At 64.8% G+C, this 19343-nt stretch carries 16 protein-coding genes; 7 read left to right on the top strand and 9 right to left on the bottom strand.

Translation table 11 applies throughout. The annotated features are described in order from the left end of the window. Positions 1–21: 21 nt before the first annotated feature. Positions 22–1224 (top strand): hypothetical protein, encoded by a 1203-nt coding sequence (locus RhoFasB10_RS24985; protein ID WP_167679145.1) that lies wholly within the window; start codon positions 22–24, stop codon positions 1222–1224. Here the strand turns inward: RhoFasB10_RS24985 and RhoFasB10_RS24980 are convergent. Genes RhoFasB10_RS24980 through RhoFasB10_RS24960 form a run of 5 tightly spaced genes read right to left on the bottom strand, consistent with a single transcriptional unit; the run spans position 1160 to position 6414 of the window. After that, positions 1160–2260, bottom strand: a complete 1101-nt coding sequence (locus RhoFasB10_RS24980) for an ATP-binding cassette domain-containing protein (RefSeq protein ID WP_068427553.1) — start codon at positions 2258–2260, stop codon at positions 1160–1162. The genes RhoFasB10_RS24985 and RhoFasB10_RS24980 overlap by 65 nt on opposite strands. A 29-nt stretch (positions 2261–2289) precedes the next feature. Continuing rightward, entirely contained in the window at positions 2290–3162 is an 873-nt protein-coding gene (locus RhoFasB10_RS24975; protein ID WP_068427551.1) for a carbohydrate ABC transporter permease, read from the bottom strand. After that, positions 3162–4112 carry a sugar ABC transporter permease gene (locus tag RhoFasB10_RS24970; protein WP_167679143.1) on the bottom strand — a complete coding sequence of 317 codons (951 nt, stop codon included), beginning with the start codon at positions 4110–4112 and terminating at the stop codon, positions 3162–3164. Before RhoFasB10_RS24970 ends, RhoFasB10_RS24975 begins: the two co-directional genes overlap by 1 nt. Then, the gene (locus RhoFasB10_RS24965; RefSeq protein WP_068427545.1) at positions 4109–5467 is read right to left on the bottom strand and encodes a sugar ABC transporter substrate-binding protein; all 1359 of its coding nucleotides are present in this window, start codon (positions 5465–5467) and stop codon (positions 4109–4111) included. The genes RhoFasB10_RS24970 and RhoFasB10_RS24965 overlap by 4 nt, the downstream gene beginning before the upstream one ends. Continuing rightward, complete coding sequence (locus RhoFasB10_RS24960) at positions 5464–6414, bottom strand: sugar-binding domain-containing protein (protein ID WP_240931457.1); 951 nt, start codon at positions 6412–6414, stop codon at positions 5464–5466. Before RhoFasB10_RS24960 ends, RhoFasB10_RS24965 begins: the two co-directional genes overlap by 4 nt. Positions 6415–6620: 206 nt before the next feature. Here RhoFasB10_RS24960 and RhoFasB10_RS24955 point away from each other — a divergent pair, with 206 nt between their 5' ends. Together RhoFasB10_RS24955 and RhoFasB10_RS24950 are read left to right on the top strand one after the other, a co-directional pair. Next, positions 6621–7643, top strand: coding sequence for an NAD(P)-dependent alcohol dehydrogenase (locus RhoFasB10_RS24955; RefSeq protein WP_068427542.1), 1023 nt, complete (start codon positions 6621–6623; stop codon positions 7641–7643). Next, positions 7640–9112 (top strand): mannitol dehydrogenase family protein, encoded by a 1473-nt coding sequence (locus RhoFasB10_RS24950; protein ID WP_068427540.1) that lies wholly within the window; start codon positions 7640–7642, stop codon positions 9110–9112. Before RhoFasB10_RS24955 ends, RhoFasB10_RS24950 begins: the two co-directional genes overlap by 4 nt. Before the next feature lie 65 nt (positions 9113–9177). Here RhoFasB10_RS24950 and RhoFasB10_RS24945 read toward each other — a convergent pair whose 3' ends face one another. The 4 genes from RhoFasB10_RS24945 to RhoFasB10_RS24930 form a co-directional block, all read right to left on the bottom strand. Beyond that, positions 9178–10326, bottom strand: coding sequence for a mandelate racemase/muconate lactonizing enzyme family protein (locus RhoFasB10_RS24945; protein ID WP_174551437.1), 1149 nt, complete (start codon positions 10324–10326; stop codon positions 9178–9180). 150 nt (positions 10327–10476) lie between these two features. Next, a complete protein-coding gene (locus RhoFasB10_RS24940; RefSeq protein WP_068427535.1) occupies positions 10477–11439 on the bottom strand; it encodes a 2-hydroxyacid dehydrogenase in 963 nt (320 codons plus the stop codon). A 10-nt stretch (positions 11440–11449) separates the two neighbouring features. Further along, positions 11450–12796, bottom strand: a complete 1347-nt coding sequence (locus RhoFasB10_RS24935; protein WP_068427534.1) for an enolase C-terminal domain-like protein — start codon at positions 12794–12796, stop codon at positions 11450–11452. Continuing rightward, positions 12793–14124 (bottom strand): MFS transporter, encoded by a 1332-nt coding sequence (locus tag RhoFasB10_RS24930; protein ID WP_068427617.1) that lies wholly within the window; start codon positions 14122–14124, stop codon positions 12793–12795. The genes RhoFasB10_RS24935 and RhoFasB10_RS24930 overlap by 4 nt, the downstream gene beginning before the upstream one ends. 374 nt (positions 14125–14498) lie before the next feature. On the opposite strand from RhoFasB10_RS24930, the gene RhoFasB10_RS24925 reads away from it, so the two are divergent. From RhoFasB10_RS24925 to RhoFasB10_RS24910, 4 genes are all read left to right on the top strand, one after another. Then, on the top strand, positions 14499–16097 hold the full coding sequence (locus RhoFasB10_RS24925; RefSeq protein WP_068427533.1) for an aldehyde dehydrogenase (NADP(+)): 1599 nt from the start codon (positions 14499–14501) through the stop codon (positions 16095–16097). A 57-nt stretch (positions 16098–16154) separates the two neighbouring features. Continuing rightward, the gene (locus RhoFasB10_RS24920) at positions 16155–17081 is read left to right on the top strand and encodes a 5-dehydro-4-deoxyglucarate dehydratase (RefSeq protein WP_068427531.1); all 927 of its coding nucleotides are present in this window, start codon (positions 16155–16157) and stop codon (positions 17079–17081) included. Further along, positions 17078–18349, top strand: coding sequence for a glucarate dehydratase family protein (locus tag RhoFasB10_RS24915; protein ID WP_167679147.1), 1272 nt, complete (start codon positions 17078–17080; stop codon positions 18347–18349). Before RhoFasB10_RS24920 ends, RhoFasB10_RS24915 begins: the two co-directional genes overlap by 4 nt. A gap of 83 nt (positions 18350–18432) precedes the next feature. Beyond that, entirely contained in the window at positions 18433–19326 is an 894-nt protein-coding gene (locus tag RhoFasB10_RS24910; protein WP_068427612.1) for a LysR substrate-binding domain-containing protein, read from the top strand. The last annotated feature ends 17 nt before the right edge of the window (positions 19327–19343 follow it).

Genomic DNA, 19343 nt, shown 5'->3' with positions numbered 1-19343 from the left:
GGCTCCGAAGGGGTGGGGCCAATGACACAGCTTCGATCGGCGTTCGCGGCGGATGCCCCGATCGAGCCACGTGGTAGTGACGAATGGTCCTCTACCTCAGGGATATTGGGCCCGGTCGACGCCCGTTCGACAGGAGTGGGTGCAGCCTCGTCTCTGTCGACCGAATGCCTCGTCGAGACTCGACCCGACGCGGCCGTCGACGTCGTTCTGCGGTTCTTGCACTCGCAGGACCGACGAATCGAACGCAGGACCGGTGACTCCTTCGTCGCAGTCGACGACCTGACCGTGGCCGGCACGCACTGGTTGCCGTGGAGGGAGGCAGTCGAAGTCGAGCTCGACCTGGGCCCGGTCCCGTTGTCCGCCTTCGGCACCGGAACAGTGGTACCGGTGACCGTTTCGGGTGGCGTGACGACCGAACCGCTCGGGAACAGGGGACGGATCGTCAGGTCCCGAAAGCCCCTCACGGGCGAGATCGTTCTGTCCGGTGAAGAATTGGGCACGTACACCAAACTGGGCGTCGAAGTGAGCAACACCGGGCCGCCCGAACCAGATCGGGAATCGGCCATTCGCGCGTCGTTCATCGAGACGACTCTGCTTCTCCACGCCGAGCACACGCGGTTCTCGTCACTGCTCGAACCGCCCCGGACTGCCGTCGAGTCGGCACGAAAGTGTCACCAACACAGGTGCTTTCCCGTGTTGACGGGCGAACGCGGAAGTACCGATTCGATTCTCGTGTCGCCGACCGTGCTGTACGACTATCCCGAAGAAGTCCATCACGAAGCCGACGGACGCGAGTCGGTAGCGCCGGACGACGCCGACGGCTGGTGGGAGGCCGATCCCGCGAGTCTCGTCGAACCCGACCCGGACGTCGTCGTCATCGATGGCGTGACGGTCGCGAAGAACAGTGTCGTTCGCGTCCGACGCCGTCGATCCGGCACACCGGACTTGTTCTTCGGCGGACGATCGGCCCGCGTCGAGTCAGTTCACGAGGATGCGCGCGGTGACACGTGGATCGGCGTCGTGATGCTGGACGATCCGGCAGCCGACATACACGGATGGTCGGGACGTCGGCTCCACCTCGCGCCGAACGAGGTGGAACCAGCCCGAGAGCGCAGGAGCGGAGCCCGCGGAGTGACCCGGGAGCTCCGCGTCACGCAGGTCAGATTCGATCCCCTGTCTCTGGATGGAACAGGTGCACCGGACCGTCGATCTTCGTCAGGCTGACACTGTCGCCGATCCTCGCCGGGGCACGGACCGCGGATCGCGCGACGAGCGACACCGGACCGCCGTCGAGTCCCTTGACCTTGGGATCGTCGAGGTGCGCGTACACGTACGATTCGCTGCCGAGCTCCTCGATCAGATCGACCTTCGCCGCGAAGCCGTCGGAGTGGTCGATGCCCAGCTGTTCGGGGCGGAGACCGACCGTGACGGTGTCGAGGTTCGCGCTGGCGAGTTTGGTCAGCTCGTCGCGTTCGAGCGGCAGCAGCGAGTTTCCGATCTGCAGCCCGCCGGAACCGATCGGCACCGTCATCAGGTTCATGGCGGGAGATCCGATGAATCCGGCGACGAACGCGTTGACGGGCTTGTCGTACAGGTCCGTCGGCGACGCGAACTGCTGCAGCTTGCCGCCGCGCAGCACGGCGACGCGGTCACCCATCGTCATGGCTTCGACCTGGTCGTGGGTGACGTAGACGGTGGTCGTGCCCAGTCTGCGCTGCAGGGCGGCGATCTGCGTGCGGGTCTGGACGCGCAGCTTGGCGTCGAGGTTCGACAGCGGCTCGTCCATGCAGAACACCTGGGGTTCGCGAACGATGGCGCGGCCCATGGCAACTCGCTGACGCTGACCACCGGACAGCTTGGCCGGCTTGCGGTCGAGGTACTCGGTGAGGTCGAGCAGCTTCGCCGCCTCGGCCACCTTCTTCTTGCGCTCCTCGAGTGACACTCCGCGCATCTTGAGCGCGAATCCCATGTTCTCGCCGACGGTCTTGTTGGGGTACAGCGCATAGTTCTGGAACACCATGGCGATGTCCCGATCCTTGGACGGCACCCCGACCATGTTCTTGCCGCCGATCTCGATGGCGCCGCCGTCGATGTCCTCGAGTCCTGCGAGCATGCGCAGCGCCGTGGACTTTCCGGAGCCGGAAGGGCCGACGAGGACGACGAATTCGCCGTCGGCGATGTCGAGGTCGAGCGAGTCGACCGCGAGCTTCTCGGCACCGTCGTAGATGCAGGAAGCTTGTCTGTAATTGATTGCAGCCATGAGGAACTCCTGTATTCGAGTAGGCCGAGCTACTTGATGGCGCCGAAGGACAGACCGCGCACGAGCTTGTTCTGTGCGATCCAGCCGGCGAGGATGACGGGCAGTGCTGCGAGCGTCGCAGCTGCGGACAGGCGAGCCCAGTACAGGCCTTCACCGGTAATGAAGCCGACGAGTGCGACCGGAACGGTCTGAGCCTGCACGGCAGTGAGGTTGACGGCGAAGAAGAACTCGTTCCACGAGAAGATCACGCAGATGAGTGCGGTTGCCGCGATGCCGGGTGACACGAGAGGCAGGATGACTTCTCGCACCGACGTCCACAGCGACGCGCCGTCCATGCTCGCGGCTTCGAGCAGCTCGCCCGGCACCTCGAGGAAGAACGACCGCATCATCCACACGGCGATCGGAAGGTTCATGGCCGTGTACAGGATGATCAGCGCCCAGATGTTGTCGAGCATGCCGATGTCACCGACGATGACGTAGAGCGGCACGATCGCCGCGACGACGGGAAGCATCTTCGTCGAGATGAAGAAGAACAGCACGTCCTTCGTCTTCTTCACCGGCCGTAGCGACAGCGCGAATGCGGCCGGAATGCCCAGCAGCAGAACGAGAAGCGTCGAGACGATGGTCGCGAACGCCGAATTCAGCAGTGCGGTACCGATACCACTCGACAGCACCGCGCTGTACTGGTCCAGCGTCGGGGTGAAGAACAGCGTCGGCGGGTTGGTGTACGCGTCGGATTCCTGCTTGAAACTGGTGATGACCATCCACAGGACGGGAAAGAAGAACCCGATTCCGACGATCCACGCGACGACGGTCCAGATGGTGCCGGCGCCGAACTTCTTCTTGTGCTTGACGATCGGCGCGCTGGTGGTCGCCGGCTCGGTGGTAGTTGCCGTGCTCATCAGGCTGCCTCCTCGTTCCCGCTGAAACTCTTGAAGATCAAACGCAGCGCGAGGGTGCTGACGATGATCGTCGCGACGACGGTCACGACACCCATCGCAGCGGCCTGGCCGATGTCGAAGCCGAGGAACGCGCGTTGGTAGATGTAGTACGGAAGGTTCGAGCTCGCGACACCCGGTCCGCCGGACGTCATCATGTAGACGGCGTCGAACGTGTTGACGAGGTAGATGGCACCGAGGACGGCGCCGAGTTCGATGAAACGACGCAGATGCGGCAGCGTCAGTTCGCGGAACAGCGCGAACGCGCTTGCGCCGTCGACGCGTGCTGCCTCGGCGATGTCCTTGGGCATCGACTGCAGGCCCGCCAGGATCAGCAGCATCATGAACGGCGTCCACTGCCAGATCAGGTTGACCATGACCGCGACGAGCGGGTAGCGCGACACCCAGTCGATCTGCTCGACGCCGAAGGGGCTGAGTGCGAAGTTGATCAGGCCGAAGACCGGATCGAACATCGTCGTCTTCCAGATCAGCGCGCCTGCCACCGGGGTGACGAGGAACGGTGTGATCAGAAGCGTCCGAATGAGGCTGCGGCCGATGAACTTACGGTCGAGCAACAGCGCGAGGAACAGACCGAGGATCACCGAGATGACGACGGTGCCGACGATCATGATGACCGTGTTGAGCGCGACCTCGCGGAACTGGCTGTCACGGAAGACGTCGACGTAGTTGTTGAGCCCGTTGAACTCTCGGGATCCCGGGCGGACCAGGTTCCACGACTGCGTCGAGTAGTAGAGCGTGAACAGGAACGGAATCTGCGTGACGACGATCGCGAAGATCAGTGCAGGCAGCAGTGGCCCACGACGGCGCCACCCTTCCGCTTTCGAGATGGTGCGCGGGCGTGGGACGAACTTCTCCGGTTCGGCCTCCGTTGCCCGCTCTTTCGTCGTGGTCATCCCTGGCCCTCCTGGTACGTCTTGCCGACCACTTCGGCGTACTGCTGCGCTTGAGCTAGCGCGTCCTGGACGCTGATTCGTCCTGCCACTGCTGCACTGATCTGCTGACTGACGCGGGTGCCCAGGTCCTGGAACTCGGGAATCGTCAGGAACTGCACTCCGGTGTAGGGAACCGGGTCGACGGTCGGGTTGTTCGGGTCGGCGCTCTCGATGGAGTCGAGCGTCAACGGTCCGAACGCGGCCGCAGCTTCGGCGTATTCGGGGATCTCGTAGGTCGAGATTCGGCTACCGGGCGGCACACGCTCCCAACCCAATTCGTTGCCGACCTTGTTCAGGTACTCCTTGCTCGTCATCCACGACACGAACTTCCACGCGTCGTCGGGATGCTCGGACGTCGTCGGAATCCCGAGCGCCCACGAGTAGAGCCATCCGTTGTCGCCCTTCACCTCGCTCGGCGCCTTGGCGTAACCGATCTTGCCGACGACGTTGCTGGCGCTCGGGTCCTCGAGAACCGAGACCGCCGACGTCGCGTCGTACCACATCGCGGTGTTGCCCTGCGAGAGCTGCGTCGCGCACTCGCTGAAGCCGCTGGTGGCCGCACCGGCCTGGCCGTGTTCGCGCACGGTGTCGACGTAGAACTGAACAGCTGCTTCGACTTCGGGACTGTCGAGCTGTGCGTTCCAGTCCTCGTCGTACCAGCGTCCGCCGAAAGCATTGATGACGGTGTCCAGCGGCGCGAGCACCTCGCCCCAACCGGGCTTGCCGCGTAGGCAGATTCCGGAGACGCCGCCTGCGGGGTTGTCGAGCTTGGCGGCCGCGTCGGCAACCTGCTGCCACGTCGGCTCCTCGGGCATCTGGATGCCCGCAGCTTCGACGAGATCCTTGCGGTACATCAGGAACGACGACTCACCGTAGAACGGCACCGCGTACATGCTGCCGTCGTACGACAGCGACTCCTTCAGGGTCGGGATGAAGTCGTCCTCGTCGTAACCCGGTGTCGCGTCGGCGTATTCGGAGAGATTGGTCAGCCAGCCGTTCTCGGCCCACTGCGGGGTCTCGAAGTTGCTGATCATGACGACGTCGAACTCGCCGCCACCCGTCGCGACGGACGCGGTGATCTTGGCGCGCGCCTCGTTCTCCGACAGCGACACGAACTTCAGGTCGATGCCGGGGTTCTCGGCCTCGAAGGACGGGGCGAGCGAGATGGCGTCGGCCATCTGGGAATTCGAGACGATGGCGACGGTGATGGTCGTGCCGCTCCCACCGCCACCGATCGCGCCCGCGCCGGCGCAGCCGGACAGGACCAAGGTCGTCACAAGCGATGCTGCGACGGCCGCCTTCCGTGGAGCTCTCACGTGGAACCTTCTTTCTGTGCAATCAGCCAACGAGCGCTTTCGATATCGGTAACCAACATGGATGCGAAACCGCCACGCAGTGCGCCGAGAATCGCCTCGTGCTTCTTCTTTCCACCGGAGATCAGAACCGCACGTGTACATTTCGCGATCGCATCGAGCGAGACCGACACTGTCCTCGCCGGAAGCGAACCGCCCGTTTCACGCCCGTCGGCGTCGAAGAACCGTCCACCGATCTCGCCGACGGCACCGAGTCCCTGCAGCTCGTCGAGGACGGAGGCGTCGATGAAGCTGCCCTCGAACAGCGTCGTCGACGTGGAAACGGGACCGAGACCGTACATCATCGCATCGGCCTCGGTCCCGGTCTGGAGGGCACGCGAGATCACCGAATCCTGCTGCAGTGCAGTGACTGTCGCATGATCCGCGTACAGGGGAGCGTTCAGCCGCACAGGCTTGGCCTGCAGGTACTGCGCGCATCGACCCAGGGTGAACTCGACGCCGGTCTGGTAGTCGGCGGACGTCATCGAACCGTCGAGCTGCACGACCTGCGCGCACTTGGCGCTGCGCGTCTTCAACGACTGCGCGACAGCGACGGTTTCGGGGCCCCACGTGAAACCGAGAGTGTCCGACGGCTGGAGGCGTCGGCTGAGTAATGCGGCCGCCGCCCGTCCGAGCGAGCCGTATCCGATGTCGGTTCCGTCGACGACGTCGGGCACGACGAGTGCTTCGGTGAGCCCGAAGGCCTGCTCGAGGTCACGCTCGATCTCGGCATGGACGGTGCCCTGAAGTTCGTCCGGCACATGAACCTCGATCGTGACCAGGCCGAGCGTGCGCGCTTTCGCGACGAGCCTGCCCGCCGTCGGACGCGAGACGCCGAGCTTGGCGGCGATCTCGGCCTGCGTCGCCCCTTCGAGGTGGTACATCGTGGCCGCCCGTACCGCGAGACGCAGATCGTCGCTCGTCTTCGACGAACGCTGTGCGGGAGCGGAGCCTGCGGAGTGACCCGGAGGCGCCTGCTCGGGTGCGGTCACGACCTCTCCTTCGATGCCATAAGAAGTGAGCAAATGCTCAGCGTGTGTTCTTATGCTCATTAAGCTAACATTCAGGTGTGATCTACACAACACCCGACTCGTCCGAGTTGTCGGTCCCACGGTCGATGCAGGTCAGCGTGCTGAGCGGTCCGCAGGAGATCCGTCTCGAAGAGAGACCGGTGCCCACGCCGGCTGCCGACGAGGTGCTGGTCCGCGTGACCGCCGTCGGAGTGTGCGGTTCCGATGCGCACTACTACCGCGAGGGACGCATCGGTGACCACGTCTTGAACGGGCCTCTCGTCCTCGGACACGAAGCTGCGGGCGTCATCGTCGCCGTCGGATCTGCAGTCGCGGACACCCGCATCGGCCGGCGAGTGTCGATCGAGCCGCAACGTCCCGATCCGACGAGCTCCCAATCACGCGCGGGTCGCTACAACCTGTGCCCGTCCATGGAGTTCTTCGCGACGCCTCCCATCGACGGCGCGCTCGCCGAGTACGTACTGATCCAGTCCGTGTTCGCGCACGAGGTACCCGACGAGGTCTCCGACGAGGCCGCCGCGCTCTTCGAGCCACTGTCGGTCGGCATCGCGTCGGCGCAGAAGGCGCGCATCACCGCCGGATCGAGCGTTCTGATCGCGGGCGCAGGTCCCGTCGGACTCGTCACCGCTCAGGTCGCACGAGCGTTCGGCGCAACGGAGATCATCGTCAGCGACATCGACGAGAGCCGGCGCGTCCACGCATCGACGTTCGGCGCGACGCGTGTGCTCGACCCCGCCGTCGACGACATCCGGGGCCTCGAGGTCGACGCGTTCATCGACGCGTCCGGGGCGCCGCGGGCCGTCGTCGACGGCATCCATGCCGTTCGTCCCGCCGGTACCGTGGTGCTCGTCGGCATGGGCGGAGACGACTACGCTCTGCCGATCTCGCTGATCCAGAATCGAGAACTGGTTCTGACAGGCGTGTTTCGGTACGCGAACACGTGGCCTGTCGCTCGTCGACTCGTCCTCGCCGGGCAGGTCGACCTGGACTCGATGGTCACCGCTCGTTTCGATCTCGCGCACGTCGAGGACGCTCTGAACGCCGACAAACTTGCCGGGAGCATCAAAGCCGTAGTGGTCCCCGGGCTTTCGAAGGAGAAGAACGCATGAAGCTGAACAAGCACACGTTGGGTGACTTCATCGAGGACGTCGCGATACCCACCTACGATCGATCCGACGTGCAGGTCGGGATCGTGCACTTCGGCGTCGGCGGCTTCCACCGGGCGCACCAGGCGATGTACGTCGACCGTCTGATGCAGCAGGGCGAAGGTTCGGACTGGGGCATCTGCGGTGTCGGCGTTCTTCCCGGTGACCGGAAGATGAAGGACGTCATGGAGGCGCAGGACTGCCTGTACACGTTGGCGCTCAAGCATTCCGACGGAACGTGGGACACCCGGATCATCGGCTCGATCGTCGAGTACCTCTTCGCTCCCGACGATGCGGAGGCGGTCGTCGAGAAGATGGCTGCGGAGACGACGAAGATCGTCTCGCTCACCATCACCGAGGGTGGCTACAACTTTTCGGCGACGACGGGCGAGTTCGACGAGGAGAACCCGGCCATCAAGGCGGATCTCGCCGACGGAGCCGTTCCGTCGACCACGTTCGGTCTCGTCGTCGAGGCTCTTGCGCGACGCAAGGATCGGGGCCTGAAGCCTTTCACGATCATGTCGTGCGACAACATCGAGGGCAACGGTCACATCGCGCAGTCGACCTTCACGACGTTCGCTCGGCTGAAGGACCCGGCGCTCGCAGACTGGATCTCGGCCGAGGGTGCGTTCCCCAACTCGATGGTCGACCGCATCACGCCGGTCACCACGCCCGAAGTGATGGAGGGACTTTCGGAGCGCTACGCCATCGACGACAAGTGGCCCGTCGCAGGCGAGCCGTTCACGCAGTGGGTGCTCGAGGACAAGTTCACCGACGGACGACCGCCGTTCGAGGACGTCGGCGTCCAGGTCGTCGACGATGTCACGCCGTACGAACTGATGAAGTTGCGCTTGCTCAATGCAAGTCATCAGGCGCTCGCGTACTTCGGCTACCTCAGCGGGTACCGACTCGTGCACGAGGTGGCTCAGGATTCGCTGTTCTCCGAGTTCCTGTTGTCCTACATGGACAACGAGGCGACGCCGACGCTCCAGCCGGTCCCCGGCATCGACCTCGACGAGTACAAGAAGACATTGATCGAGCGGTTCTCGAACCCGGAGATTCGCGACACCGTCGCACGTCTGTGCGCCGAGTCGTCCGATCGAATTCCCAAGTGGCTATTGCCTGTCATTCGCAAGAATCTCGAGACCGGCGGCGATATCGTCCGGTCGACCGCGGTCGTCGCGAGCTGGGCGCGGTACGCCGAGGGCGTCGACGAACTCGGTCAGCCCATCGAGATCGTCGACCAGCTGAAGGACTCGCTGATCCCGATCGCCCAGTCGCAGCGGGAGAACCCGACGGCGTTCATCGCGAACCGGGCGGTGTTCGGCGACCTCGTGGACGACGATCGATTCGTCGAGGAGTACACGCGGCAACTCGCGTCGCTGCACGAGAACGGTGCTCGCGCAACGCTGGAGGCGCTCCGCCGCCCGTGAGTGCGAATACATAGCCCTCTATACATTCCCACTCACGTGGTGGTAACCGCCGCCCGTGAGTGGCGTCAGCGGCGGAACTCCGCAGTCCCGACGGTCCACGCCTTGGCCTGCTCGCTCAGCGTAAAGCCCAGACCCGGCCTCTCCGAGAGATGCATTCTGCCGTCACGGGTTTCGAGGTGCTCCTCGAACAGTGGATCCAGCCAGTCGAAGTGCTCGACCCACGTCTGCAGCGGGTACACGGCCGCGAGGTGCAGATGAACTTCCATCGCGAAGTGCGGCGCGAGTTGCAGGTTGTGATGCTCGGCCAGGCCGGCCAGTTTCAGGAACTGCGTGATGCCGCCGATGCGCGGGGCGTCGGGCTGGATGATGTCGACGGAACCTGCCTCGATGAGGCGGACGTGCTCGCCGACGCTGGCGAGCATCTCACCGGTGGCGATGGACGTGTCGAAGTTCCGCGCGAGCTGCGCATGGCCCTCGGCGTCGTACGCGTCGAGGGGCTCCTCGATCCAGACCAGGTCGAACTGTTCGAGGATGCGGCACATACGGTTTGCCGTCGGGCGGTCCCACTGCTGGTTGGCGTCGACCATCAGCGGGACGTCGTCGCCGAGATGCTCGCGCACCGCCGTGACACGCGCGATGTCCGTACGCCAATCGGGCTGTCCGACCTTGAGTTTGATGCCACCGATACCCGCCGCCAACGATGCGGTGGCGTTGTCGAGCACCTCTTCGATCGGCGTGTGCAGAAACCCGCCGGACGTGTTGTAGGTCTGCACCGAGTCGCGCGTCGCACCGATGAGCTTCGCCAGCGGCAACTGTGCACGCTTGGCCTTCAGATCCCACAATGCGATGTCGATCGCCGCAATGGCCTGCGTCGCAACGCCACTACGGCCGACGGACGCACCCGCCCACTGCAGCTTGGTCCAGATCTTGCCGATGTCGCTGGGATCCTCACCGATCAGAACGGGAGCGATCTCCTGCGCATGGGCGAATTGGGCTGGGCCGCCTGCCCTCTTGGAATAACTGAAACCGATACCCTCGTGTCCCTGTTCGGTCGTGATCTCGGCGAACAGGAACGCTACCTCGGTCATGGGCTTCTGACGGCCGGTGAGCACCTTGGCGTCGCTGATCGCATTCTCGAGCGGCAGCGTGATGGACGACAGCTTCACGTGGGCGATGCGGTCGATCGTCGCATCGCCTGCCGCGAGGGCCTTGATCGCGGCATCGGGAGCGGTGAGTCCGCTCGTCGGCTTCGTCGTGAAAGATGTGGACACTGCGGCGAACTCCCTTGAACGGTGGTCGTGGTCTGCCTCACACGCTATGACCCAGATCGATTCCGGTCCAACACTATTTGTGCATGCATTCATTCAATACCTGCACTGCATCTCCCGTTGGTGAAGCCTGGTGATGTTCGCGGCGATGTCCGCAACCCGCCCGACGAAGGTGTGATGGGTGACGCCGGACGAGTGCGGGGTCATCAAGATGTTCGGCAGCTCTTCGAACGGCAGTGCGCTCGGCTTTCCGACACCGTCGGGCCCTGGGTACCGGTACCAGACGTCGATGGCAGCGGCCGCAATCACCCTGTCCGACAACGCGTCGAACAGCGCCTGCTCCTGCACCAGCGGGCCGCGCCCGACGTTCACCAATACGCCGTCGGCCCCCAGGGACGCCAACTCGGAAGCCCCGATCATGCCGCGCGTGTCGTCGGTCAACGGTGCGGACACGACGACGACGTCGGACCACTGCATCAAGTTCACGAGATCATTTGTGTCCGAATGCCATTCCAACGACGCGCCGGTGTCTCGTCCGCTTCCGGTGACCGCGGCGCCGACGCAGCCGTAGGCCTCGAACAGCCTCCACGTCCGTTGACCGATGTGCCCGAATCCGACGAATCCGATTCGGGCTCCGCTCAACGACATCGGCTGCGGAATCGACGGATCGTAGACCGATGTTCGGAAACGCCCGTCGCGCAATGCACGATCCTGTACCAGGAAGTCACGACGCATCATGACGGTCGCGGCGACGACGTACTCGGCGATCGACTGCTCGTGGTGAAAGGTGTTGCAGACGAGAACATCCGGACCGAGACCGGAACGGTCGACATTGTCGGTGCCCGCGCCGGCAACATGAATCATGCGAAGGCGCGGTGCCGCAGCGCCCATCGCCGCACTGAACCGACCGCCCACGTACACGTCCGCGTCACCGAGCTCTTCGATGGCGGTGGCCTCGTCGAACGGGACGACCCAGACGACCTCGACGTCGTCCGGGAGCCCCATCGACAACTGCTCCCTGTGCGGCAGAACGTTTCGATCTCCGACGACGATCTTCATCGGTCCACCGTCACCGAACGAGGGCGGGCCGCTTGCTGTCGAATGCCCACCCGTCGATCAGGTACTGCATGCCGATCGAGTCGTCGCGAGCGCCGAGGCCTTCGCGCTGATACAGCTCGTGTGCCGCGTCGACTCTGTCCCAATCGAGTTCGACGCCGAGGCCCGGCTTGTCGGGCACCGTCAGGTAGCCGCCCTCGATGCGGTACGGATCCTTGGTGACGCGCTGTCCGTCCTGCCAGATCCAGTGCGTGTCGATGGCCGTGATGTCGCCGGGTGCGGCAGCGGCCACATGCGTGAACATCGCGAGGGACACGTCGAAGTGGTTGTTGGAGTGCGATCCCCACGTCAGTCCCCATGCGTCGCACAGTTGCGCGACGCGCACCGAACCGTTCATCGTCCAGAAGTGCGGGTCGGCGAGCGGGATGTCGACGGCACCCGATCGGATGGTGTGGCCCATCTCGCGCCAATCGGTGGCGATCATGTTGGTCGCGGTCGGGAGGCCGGTCGCGCGCTTGAACTCGGCCATGACTTCGCGACCGGAGAAGCCGCCTTCGGGCCCGACGGGATCCTCGGCGTACGCGAGTACGTCGCGCAGTCCGCGGCAGGTCTCGATCGCTTCCTTCAGTAGCCAGCCCCCGTTGGGGTCCAACGTGATTCGTGCGTCGGGGAATCGCCGCGCGAGTGCGGTGACGGCTGCGGCCTCCTCGGCGGCAGGCAATACGCCGCCCTTGAGCTTGAAATCCTGGAAGCCGTACCGCTCTTGTGCCGCTTCGGCCAGCCGCACGACGGCGTCGGGAGTCAGCGCTTCCTCGTGCCGGATGCGTTCCCAGTCGTCGGCGCCTGCGCCCTCGTCCGCGGCGGTGCGGTACGCGAGGTCGGTTTTGGCGGCGTCGCCCACGAAGAACAGGTAGCCGAGCGCCTGCACCTTCTCACGCTGCTGGCCCTCGCCGAGCAGGGCGGCGACACTGACGCCCAGGTGCTGGCCGAGCAGGTCCAACAAGGCCGACTCGACGGCGGTCTCCGCGTGCACGGCGATGCGTAGATCGAATGTCTGCGCTCCACGACCACCGGAATCTCTGTCCGAGAACGCCGTGCGCATCGATCGGAGCACCGCGTTGTACGTGCCGATCGACGCACCCTCGACGAGGGATCGCGCGTCTTCGAGGCATCGCCTGATCGGCTCGCCACCGGGAACTTCCCCGACGCCGACGCGGCCGTCGGAATCGGTGAGAATCACCAGGTTTCGCGTGAAGTACGGCGCGTGCGCGCCACTGAGGTTGAGCAGCATGTCGTCGTGTCCTGCGATCGGCACGACGCGCATCTCGGCGACGACGGGAGTGGTGGTACGTGCGTTCATGATCGAACCTTCTCGGTAGCGTTCGGAACAGTATCCTTGCTGGACTTCTTGATGAACAGCACCGACAGTGCTGCGAGCGCCGAGCACGCCGCCAGGGCGTACAGGCCCCAGGTCACGGACCCGGTGGCGTCCTGGATGAGGCCGAAGCTGAACGGTGCGACGAATCCACCGAGGTTGCCGACGGAGTTGATGACGGCGATGGCCGCGGCCAGCACCATCGGGTGCAGTGTCGACTGCGGGATCGACCAGAACAACGGGCTTGCGCTCTTGAAGCCCATCGCGGCGATGCACAGGAAGATCAGTGCGATCCACGGTGTCGCGACGGCGGCGAGCAGCGTTCCGACGGCCGCAGTGAGCAGCGCGACGATCAGCAGCGGGCGACGGTTGCCGGTCCGGTCACCGATCTTGGACATGTAGTACATCGCGAACACTGCGCAGATCCACGGCAGGGACGACAGCAGTCCGACGGTGATGTCGTTCGTTCCGTCGATGCGCCTGATGATCGACGGGAGCCAGAACGTGTTGGCGTAGATCGACAGCTGGATCGCGAAGTAGATCCAGATGAAGAGCATGAGCTTCGGGTCGAGCAGCATCTTCCAGCGTGAACGACCGTCTCCCATACCGGAGGTCTCGGACTTCGCGGCCTCCTCGGCGGCGATCGTCGCGTTCAGGTCGCGCTTTTCCTCGTCGGTCAGCCAGGTGGCGTCCTTGACGTGGGAGTCGATGAGGAAGTACGCGATGATTCCGACGACGACGGACAGCAGACCTTCGATGCCGAACAGGTACTGCCAACCGCGGTGGCCGAACAGGCCGTCGAGCGACAGAAGCGGGCCGGACAACGGGCCCGAGATCGCCGCGGCGATCGACGAGCCGGCGACGAACAACGCGGTCGCACGTCCGCGGTGGGTGTTCGGCAGCCATTTCGCGAAGTAGAAGATGATCGCCGGGAAGAAGCCCGCTTCGGCAGCTCCGAGGAGGAATCGGAGGATGTAGAACATCGTCGGGCCGTTGACGAAGGCCATCAGGAACGAGATGGTTCCCCAGCTGACCATGATGCGCGTCAACCAGATCTTGGCGCCGAACTTCTCCATCATCACGTTGCTGGGCAGTTCGAAGAGCGCGTAGGCGATGAAGAAGACGCCTGCACCGAATCCGTATGCGGCAGCGCTGATTCCGACGTCGGCCTCGAGATGCTCGCGTGCGTAGCCGATGTTGGACCTGTTGAGCTGGTTGCAGATCAACATGATGATGAACAGCGGAACCACGCGGCGGAAGATCTTCGCCACTGCGGAGTCCACGGCAGGAGTCGGCGGAAGAGTGATCGACAACGGCCACTCCTTTCTGTAGATCGGGTCCGGTCTGTGTTCGCGCACAGACCTGTAGGACCACGTGTGATGCGGGCGCAGCACCGTGTGACCGGTGACTCGGCTCACATGACCTTAAGCACCGCCGACGATTCATGTCCAAGACCAACTAGGCATGAACTGATTCACGATCTGCATCGATACAACCCGGGGCGCGGGACGTGGATCGATACCAGACGAGCATCGACAGCACCATCTTTTGACTTGGACACGTATCGATCACAGGCATAACGTCGTCATCTATGAGGCAGGTCACGCGCCACGGCCGGACCGATCCGCTGCCTCACACACGCTTGGCGATCTACACAGCTCGGCCATGTACACGAAAAGGAGTCCGCATGACAGCATCGCTCACGCAGTCCACCGAATTGGTCGGCGCGTCGATCATCGCCGGCGAGTCCGTGCAGGGCACCGGCACCGCAGTCCACGGGATCGACCCGAGCACCGGCGAGAATCTCGAACCCTCCTACAAGCACGGTGACCTCGGCCAGGTCGAGCAGGCGACGTCCGCGGCAGCAGCAGCGTTCGACGCCTACCGCTCCACGTCGTCGCAGTCGCGTGCACAGTTCCTCGACACCATCGCCGACAACATCGCCGCGCTGGGCGAGACGCTGATCGACCGCGCGGTCGCCGAGTCCGGACTGCCCAAAGCCCGTATCACCGGTGAAGTCGCACGGACGACGGGCCAGCTTCGGCTCTTCGCATCGGTCCTGCGTGAGGGCAGCTGGAACGGTGCGCGCATCGACCCGGCCATCCCGGACCGCACCCCGCTCCCCCGCGCCGACATTCGTCAGCGGAAGGTTCCGCTCGGCCCCGTCGTCGTCTTCGGTGCCAGCAACTTCCCCCTCGCGTTCTCGGTCGCGGGCGGCGACACGGCGTCGGCTCTCGCCGCCGGATGCCCTGTCATCGTCAAGGCTCACGACGCCCACCCCGGAACTTCCGAGCTCGTCGGTCGTGCAGTCTCCGACGCCGTCGCGTCGACCGGAATGCCCGCAGGCACCTTCTCGCTGCTGTACGGATCGGGCCGCACGCTCGGGACCGCGCTCGTGACCGATCCGCGAGTCAAGGCCGTCGGATTCACCGGATCACGTTCGGGTGGAACGGCTCTCGTGGCTGCCGCCGCAGGCCGTCGTGAACCGATTCCGGTGTACGCCGAGATGAGCTCGATCAATCCCGTCTTCGTTCTGAGTGCAGCGCTCGACTCCCGTGGCGCCGACCTGGGACGCGCGTTCGTCGGGTCTCTCACGATGGGGTCGGGCCAGTTCTGCACGAACCCCGGACTCGTCATCGCCGTCGACGGCCCCGGTTTGGACACGTTCGTCGAGGCCGCTCGGGCTGCCGTGTCCGAGGCTGCTCCGACGACGATGCTGACCCCCAACATCGCTGCCTCGTACGCGAGCGGCGTCGAAGAACTCGGGAAGTCCGCGACGGAGCTGGCTCGCGGCACCGAAACCGACGCGCCGAACGCCTGCCGCGCAGCGCTGTTCACCACCGACGCAGACACGTTCGTCACGTCCGAAGTCGAGCAGCAGGAAGTCTTCGGCGCCTCCAGCTTGATCGTGCGCTGCCGCGACGCCCAGCAGGTTCGTGACGTGGCCGTCCGCCTCGAGGGTCAGCTCACCGCCACGATCCACGGCGACGACGCGGATCACGCGGAGGCAGGCAAGCTGCTGTCGACTCTCGAGCTGAAGGCCGGACGGATCCTGTTCGACGGCTGGCCCACCGGCGTCGAGGTCGGTCACGCGATGGTTCACGGCGGGCCCTTCCCCGCCACCTCCGATTCGCGCACCACGTCGGTCGGTTCTCTCGCCATCGAACGCTTCCTGCGTCCGGTCGCCTACCAGGACGTCCCGAAGTCGTTGCTTCCCAGTGCAATTGCCGACGGCAACCCCGACGGGATCTGGCGACGCGTCGACGGCGCCCTCACCCAAGACTGATCCCCCCTCCACACACGACTGCCCATACGACTGCCCACGATCACAGGAGACAAGACCATGCTCGACGGAGTCCTCTTCTTCCCCGTCACCCCGTTCACCGCAGCCGGCGAGGTCGATTACGACCTGCTGGCGGCCCACGTCGCCAAGGGCGTCGACGCCGGCCCCGGTGGCGTGTTCATCGCGTGCGGTACCGGAGAATTCCATGCGCTCGGACTCGAAGAGTTCGGCAAGATCGTGCGCACCGCGGTCGACGTCGTCGCCGGCCGTGTTCCGGTCTACGCCGGCGCGGGCGGATCCGTCGTGCAGGCCCAGGCGTTCGCACGCAGCGCGAAGGAGAACGGTGCGGACGGCATCCTTCTCCTTCCGCCGTACCTCGTGACGATGCCTCAGGCCGGTCTCGTCGGCTACACCAAGGCTGTCGCGGACACGACCGATCTGCCGCTCATCGTGTACAACCGCAGCAACGCACGCTTCACTGAATCGTCGGCAGTCGCGGTGGCACAGCTGCCGACGGTCGTCGGATTCAAGGACGGCACAGGCGATCTCGATCAGGTCGGCCGCATCGTCCGCGCGGTGCTCGACGCGCTGGAACCGTCGGGCAAGCAGTTCCAGTTCTTCAACGGCCTGCCGACGGCAGAGGTCTCGCAGCAGGCGTACCGCGCGATCGGTGTCACGCTGTACTCCTCGGCCACGTTCGCGTTCGCGCCGGAGCTGGCACTCGCCTTCTACCGCTCGCTCGAAAGCGGCAACGAGAAGCTGACTGCGACGCTGCTGCGCGAGTTCTTCCACCCCCTCGTGCGTCTGCGCGACCAGGTTCCCGGCTATGCGGTCTCGCTCATCAAGGCGGGCGTCACGATGGAAGGCATCGAGGCCGGCCCGGTCCGTCCGCCGCTCGTCGACATCAGCAGTGCACACCTGAGCGAACTCACCGAGATCGTCGCGAACGGCCGCGCGGTTCTCGGACACGAGCTCGCGGTGCACTGATGGCCGCGCCGATCAGGATCACGGGCGCGCGCATCACGCCCGTTGCCTTCGCTGATCCGCCGCTGCTCAACACCGTCGGTGTCCATCAGCCGTACGCCCTGCGTGCGATCATCCAGTTGGACACGGACGCAGGCATCGTCGGTCTCGGCGAGACGTACGCGGACACGGCGCACGTCGCGCGGATGGAGGCGGCAGCCGAGGCAATCACCGGCCTGGACGTGTTCGCGCTCAACGAGATTCGATCTGCCATCGATACCCAACTGGCGTCGTCGATCGTCACCGGCGGCGACGGCGTCGCCGGGATGATCACGACCGCGAGCACGACGGATCGCGTCTTCTCGCCGTTCGAGGTCGCCTGCCTCGACGTGCAGGGCAAGATCCTCGGGCGTCCGGTGTCGGATCTGTTGGGCGGCAGGGTCAGAGACGCGGTTCCGTTCAGCGCCTATCTGTTCTACAAGTGGGCGGCACATCCCGGTGCCGAGCCCGACGAGTGGGGTGAGGCGCTCGATCCCGGCGGGCTGGTTCGGCAGGCCCGAAAGATGATCGGCGAGTACGGCTTCGGAGCGATCAAGGTGAAGGGTGGAGTGTTTCCGCCCGACGAGGAGATCGCGGGAATCAAAGCATTGCGGGAAGCCTTCCCGGAACTGCCGCTGCGGCTCGATCCGAATGCCGCATGGACCGTCGACACGTCCATCAGGGTGGCCGGCGAACTCGACGGCATCGTCGAATACCTGGAAGACCCGACGCCCGGGCTCGACGGCATGGCCGAGGTGGCACGAGAGGCGAAGATGCCTCTCGCCACCAACATGTGTGTCGTCGCATTCGATCAGCTCAAGCCTGCTGTACTGCGAGATTCGGTGCAGGTCGTACTGTCCGACCATCACTACTGGGGCGGTCTGCAGCGTTCTCGTCTGCTCGCGGGTGTGTGCGACAACTTCGACATGGGCTTGTCGATGCACTCCAACAGCCACCTGGGGATCAGCCTGGCCGCGATGGTGCATCTGGCGGCGGCGACGCCGAATCTGACGTACGCATGCGACACGCACTGGCCGTGGAAGACCGAGGACGTCGTCAAGCCCGGGGTTCTCGAGATCGTCGACGGCGTCGTCGCCGTTCCTACCGGGCCAGGACTCGGCATCGAGATCGACGACGACGCACTCGCCGCGTTGCATCGGCAGTATCTCGACTGCGGTCTGCGGGACCGCGACGACACCGGGTACATGAAGAGCATCGACCCGAGTTTCGAGAACACCAGCCCCCGCTGGTAACTGATCGGCGATGGCCGCTCGTAGGTTAAGTTGATACCCGACCTGACCGCGAGCGGCTTTCTTCGATATCAGGAGTGAATGAATTGTTCTCGCTCAACAGGCTCACGTGCTTCATCGCGGTCGCCGAGGAACTTCACTTCGGCCGCGCCGCCGAGAGACTGCACATGACGCAGCCGCCGCTCAGTCGGCAGATACAGCAGCTCGAGAACGAGGTCGGCGTCCAGCTCATCGACCGCACCAGCCGTTCCGTGACGCTGACGGCAGCAGGCGTCGCGTTCCTTCCCGACGCCCGCCGGATCGTGCACCTGGCCGAAGGCGCAGTACTGACCGTGCGACGCGTCCCCACCGGCGATCTCGGTACCGTCACAGTCGGATTCACGGGCGCCTCCGCGCATGCGGTCTTGCCGCAGCTGCTCGAGAAAGCGAGAGAGCAGCTTCCCGACGTCAAAGTGGTTCTGCGCGAGATGGTCTCGGCGGTACAGATGGAGTCGCTGGCGATCGGCGACATCGACCTCGGTCTTGCCAGGCCTCCGTTGAACAGGCCGGGCATCTCGTCCCGACCGGTGCTGCACGAGTCGTTCGTCGCCGCCCTGCCGGAATCGCATCCGCTCGCGCAGCACGACAAGCTGACGATCGAGGAATTCGACGACCAGCCGATCGTCATGTACTCGCCCGTCGATGCCCGGTACTTTCACGAGTTGCTGATCAGCACGTTCACCGTCGTCGGCGTCACGCCGCGGTACGTGCAGTACGTGACGCAGGTGCACACGATGCTGGTACTGGTGCGCTCGGGAATCGGAATGGCCCTGGTTCCCTCCTCGTCGAGGACCATGCAGCCGGAAGGCGTCGTGTTCCGGCCTATCGACACGACGCCCAAACGACCGGTCGAACTACACGCCGCCTGGCGGCCGGACAACGAGAACCCAGCGTTGCACAGATTTATGTCGGACGTCCTGCCTGCACGGGAGTGGAGCTGACGGGGTGGGCTGGGGTG

It is taken from the genome of Rhodococcus sp. B10 (assembly GCF_011770055.1).
Lineage (GTDB): Bacteria > Actinomycetota > Actinomycetes > Mycobacteriales > Mycobacteriaceae > Rhodococcoides > Rhodococcoides kyotonensis_B.
This window is presented reverse-complemented; position numbering and strand designations above follow the sequence as displayed.

Bases quoted from the DNA above. Each gene is read 5' to 3' on its own strand.
- RhoFasB10_RS24985 (WP_167679145.1), top strand. From the start codon at position 22: ATGACACAGCTTCGATCGGCGTTCGCGGCGGATGCCCCGATCGAGCCA.
- RhoFasB10_RS24980 (WP_068427553.1), bottom strand. From the start codon at position 2,260: ATGGCTGCAATCAATTACAGACAAGCTTCCTGCATCTACGACGGTGCC.
- RhoFasB10_RS24975 (WP_068427551.1), bottom strand. From the start codon at position 3,162: ATGAGCACGGCAACTACCACCGAGCCGGCGACCACCAGCGCGCCGATC.
- RhoFasB10_RS24970 (WP_167679143.1), bottom strand. From the start codon at position 4,112: ATGACCACGACGAAAGAGCGGGCAACGGAGGCCGAACCGGAGAAGTTC.
- RhoFasB10_RS24955 (WP_068427542.1), top strand. From the start codon at position 6,621: ATGCAGGTCAGCGTGCTGAGCGGTCCGCAGGAGATCCGTCTCGAAGAG.
- RhoFasB10_RS24950 (WP_068427540.1), top strand. From the start codon at position 7,640: ATGAAGCTGAACAAGCACACGTTGGGTGACTTCATCGAGGACGTCGCG.
- RhoFasB10_RS24940 (WP_068427535.1), bottom strand. From the start codon at position 11,439: ATGAAGATCGTCGTCGGAGATCGAAACGTTCTGCCGCACAGGGAGCAG.
- RhoFasB10_RS24935 (WP_068427534.1), bottom strand. From the start codon at position 12,796: ATGAACGCACGTACCACCACTCCCGTCGTCGCCGAGATGCGCGTCGTG.
- RhoFasB10_RS24925 (WP_068427533.1), top strand. From the start codon at position 14,499: ATGACAGCATCGCTCACGCAGTCCACCGAATTGGTCGGCGCGTCGATC.
- RhoFasB10_RS24920 (WP_068427531.1), top strand. From the start codon at position 16,155: ATGCTCGACGGAGTCCTCTTCTTCCCCGTCACCCCGTTCACCGCAGCC.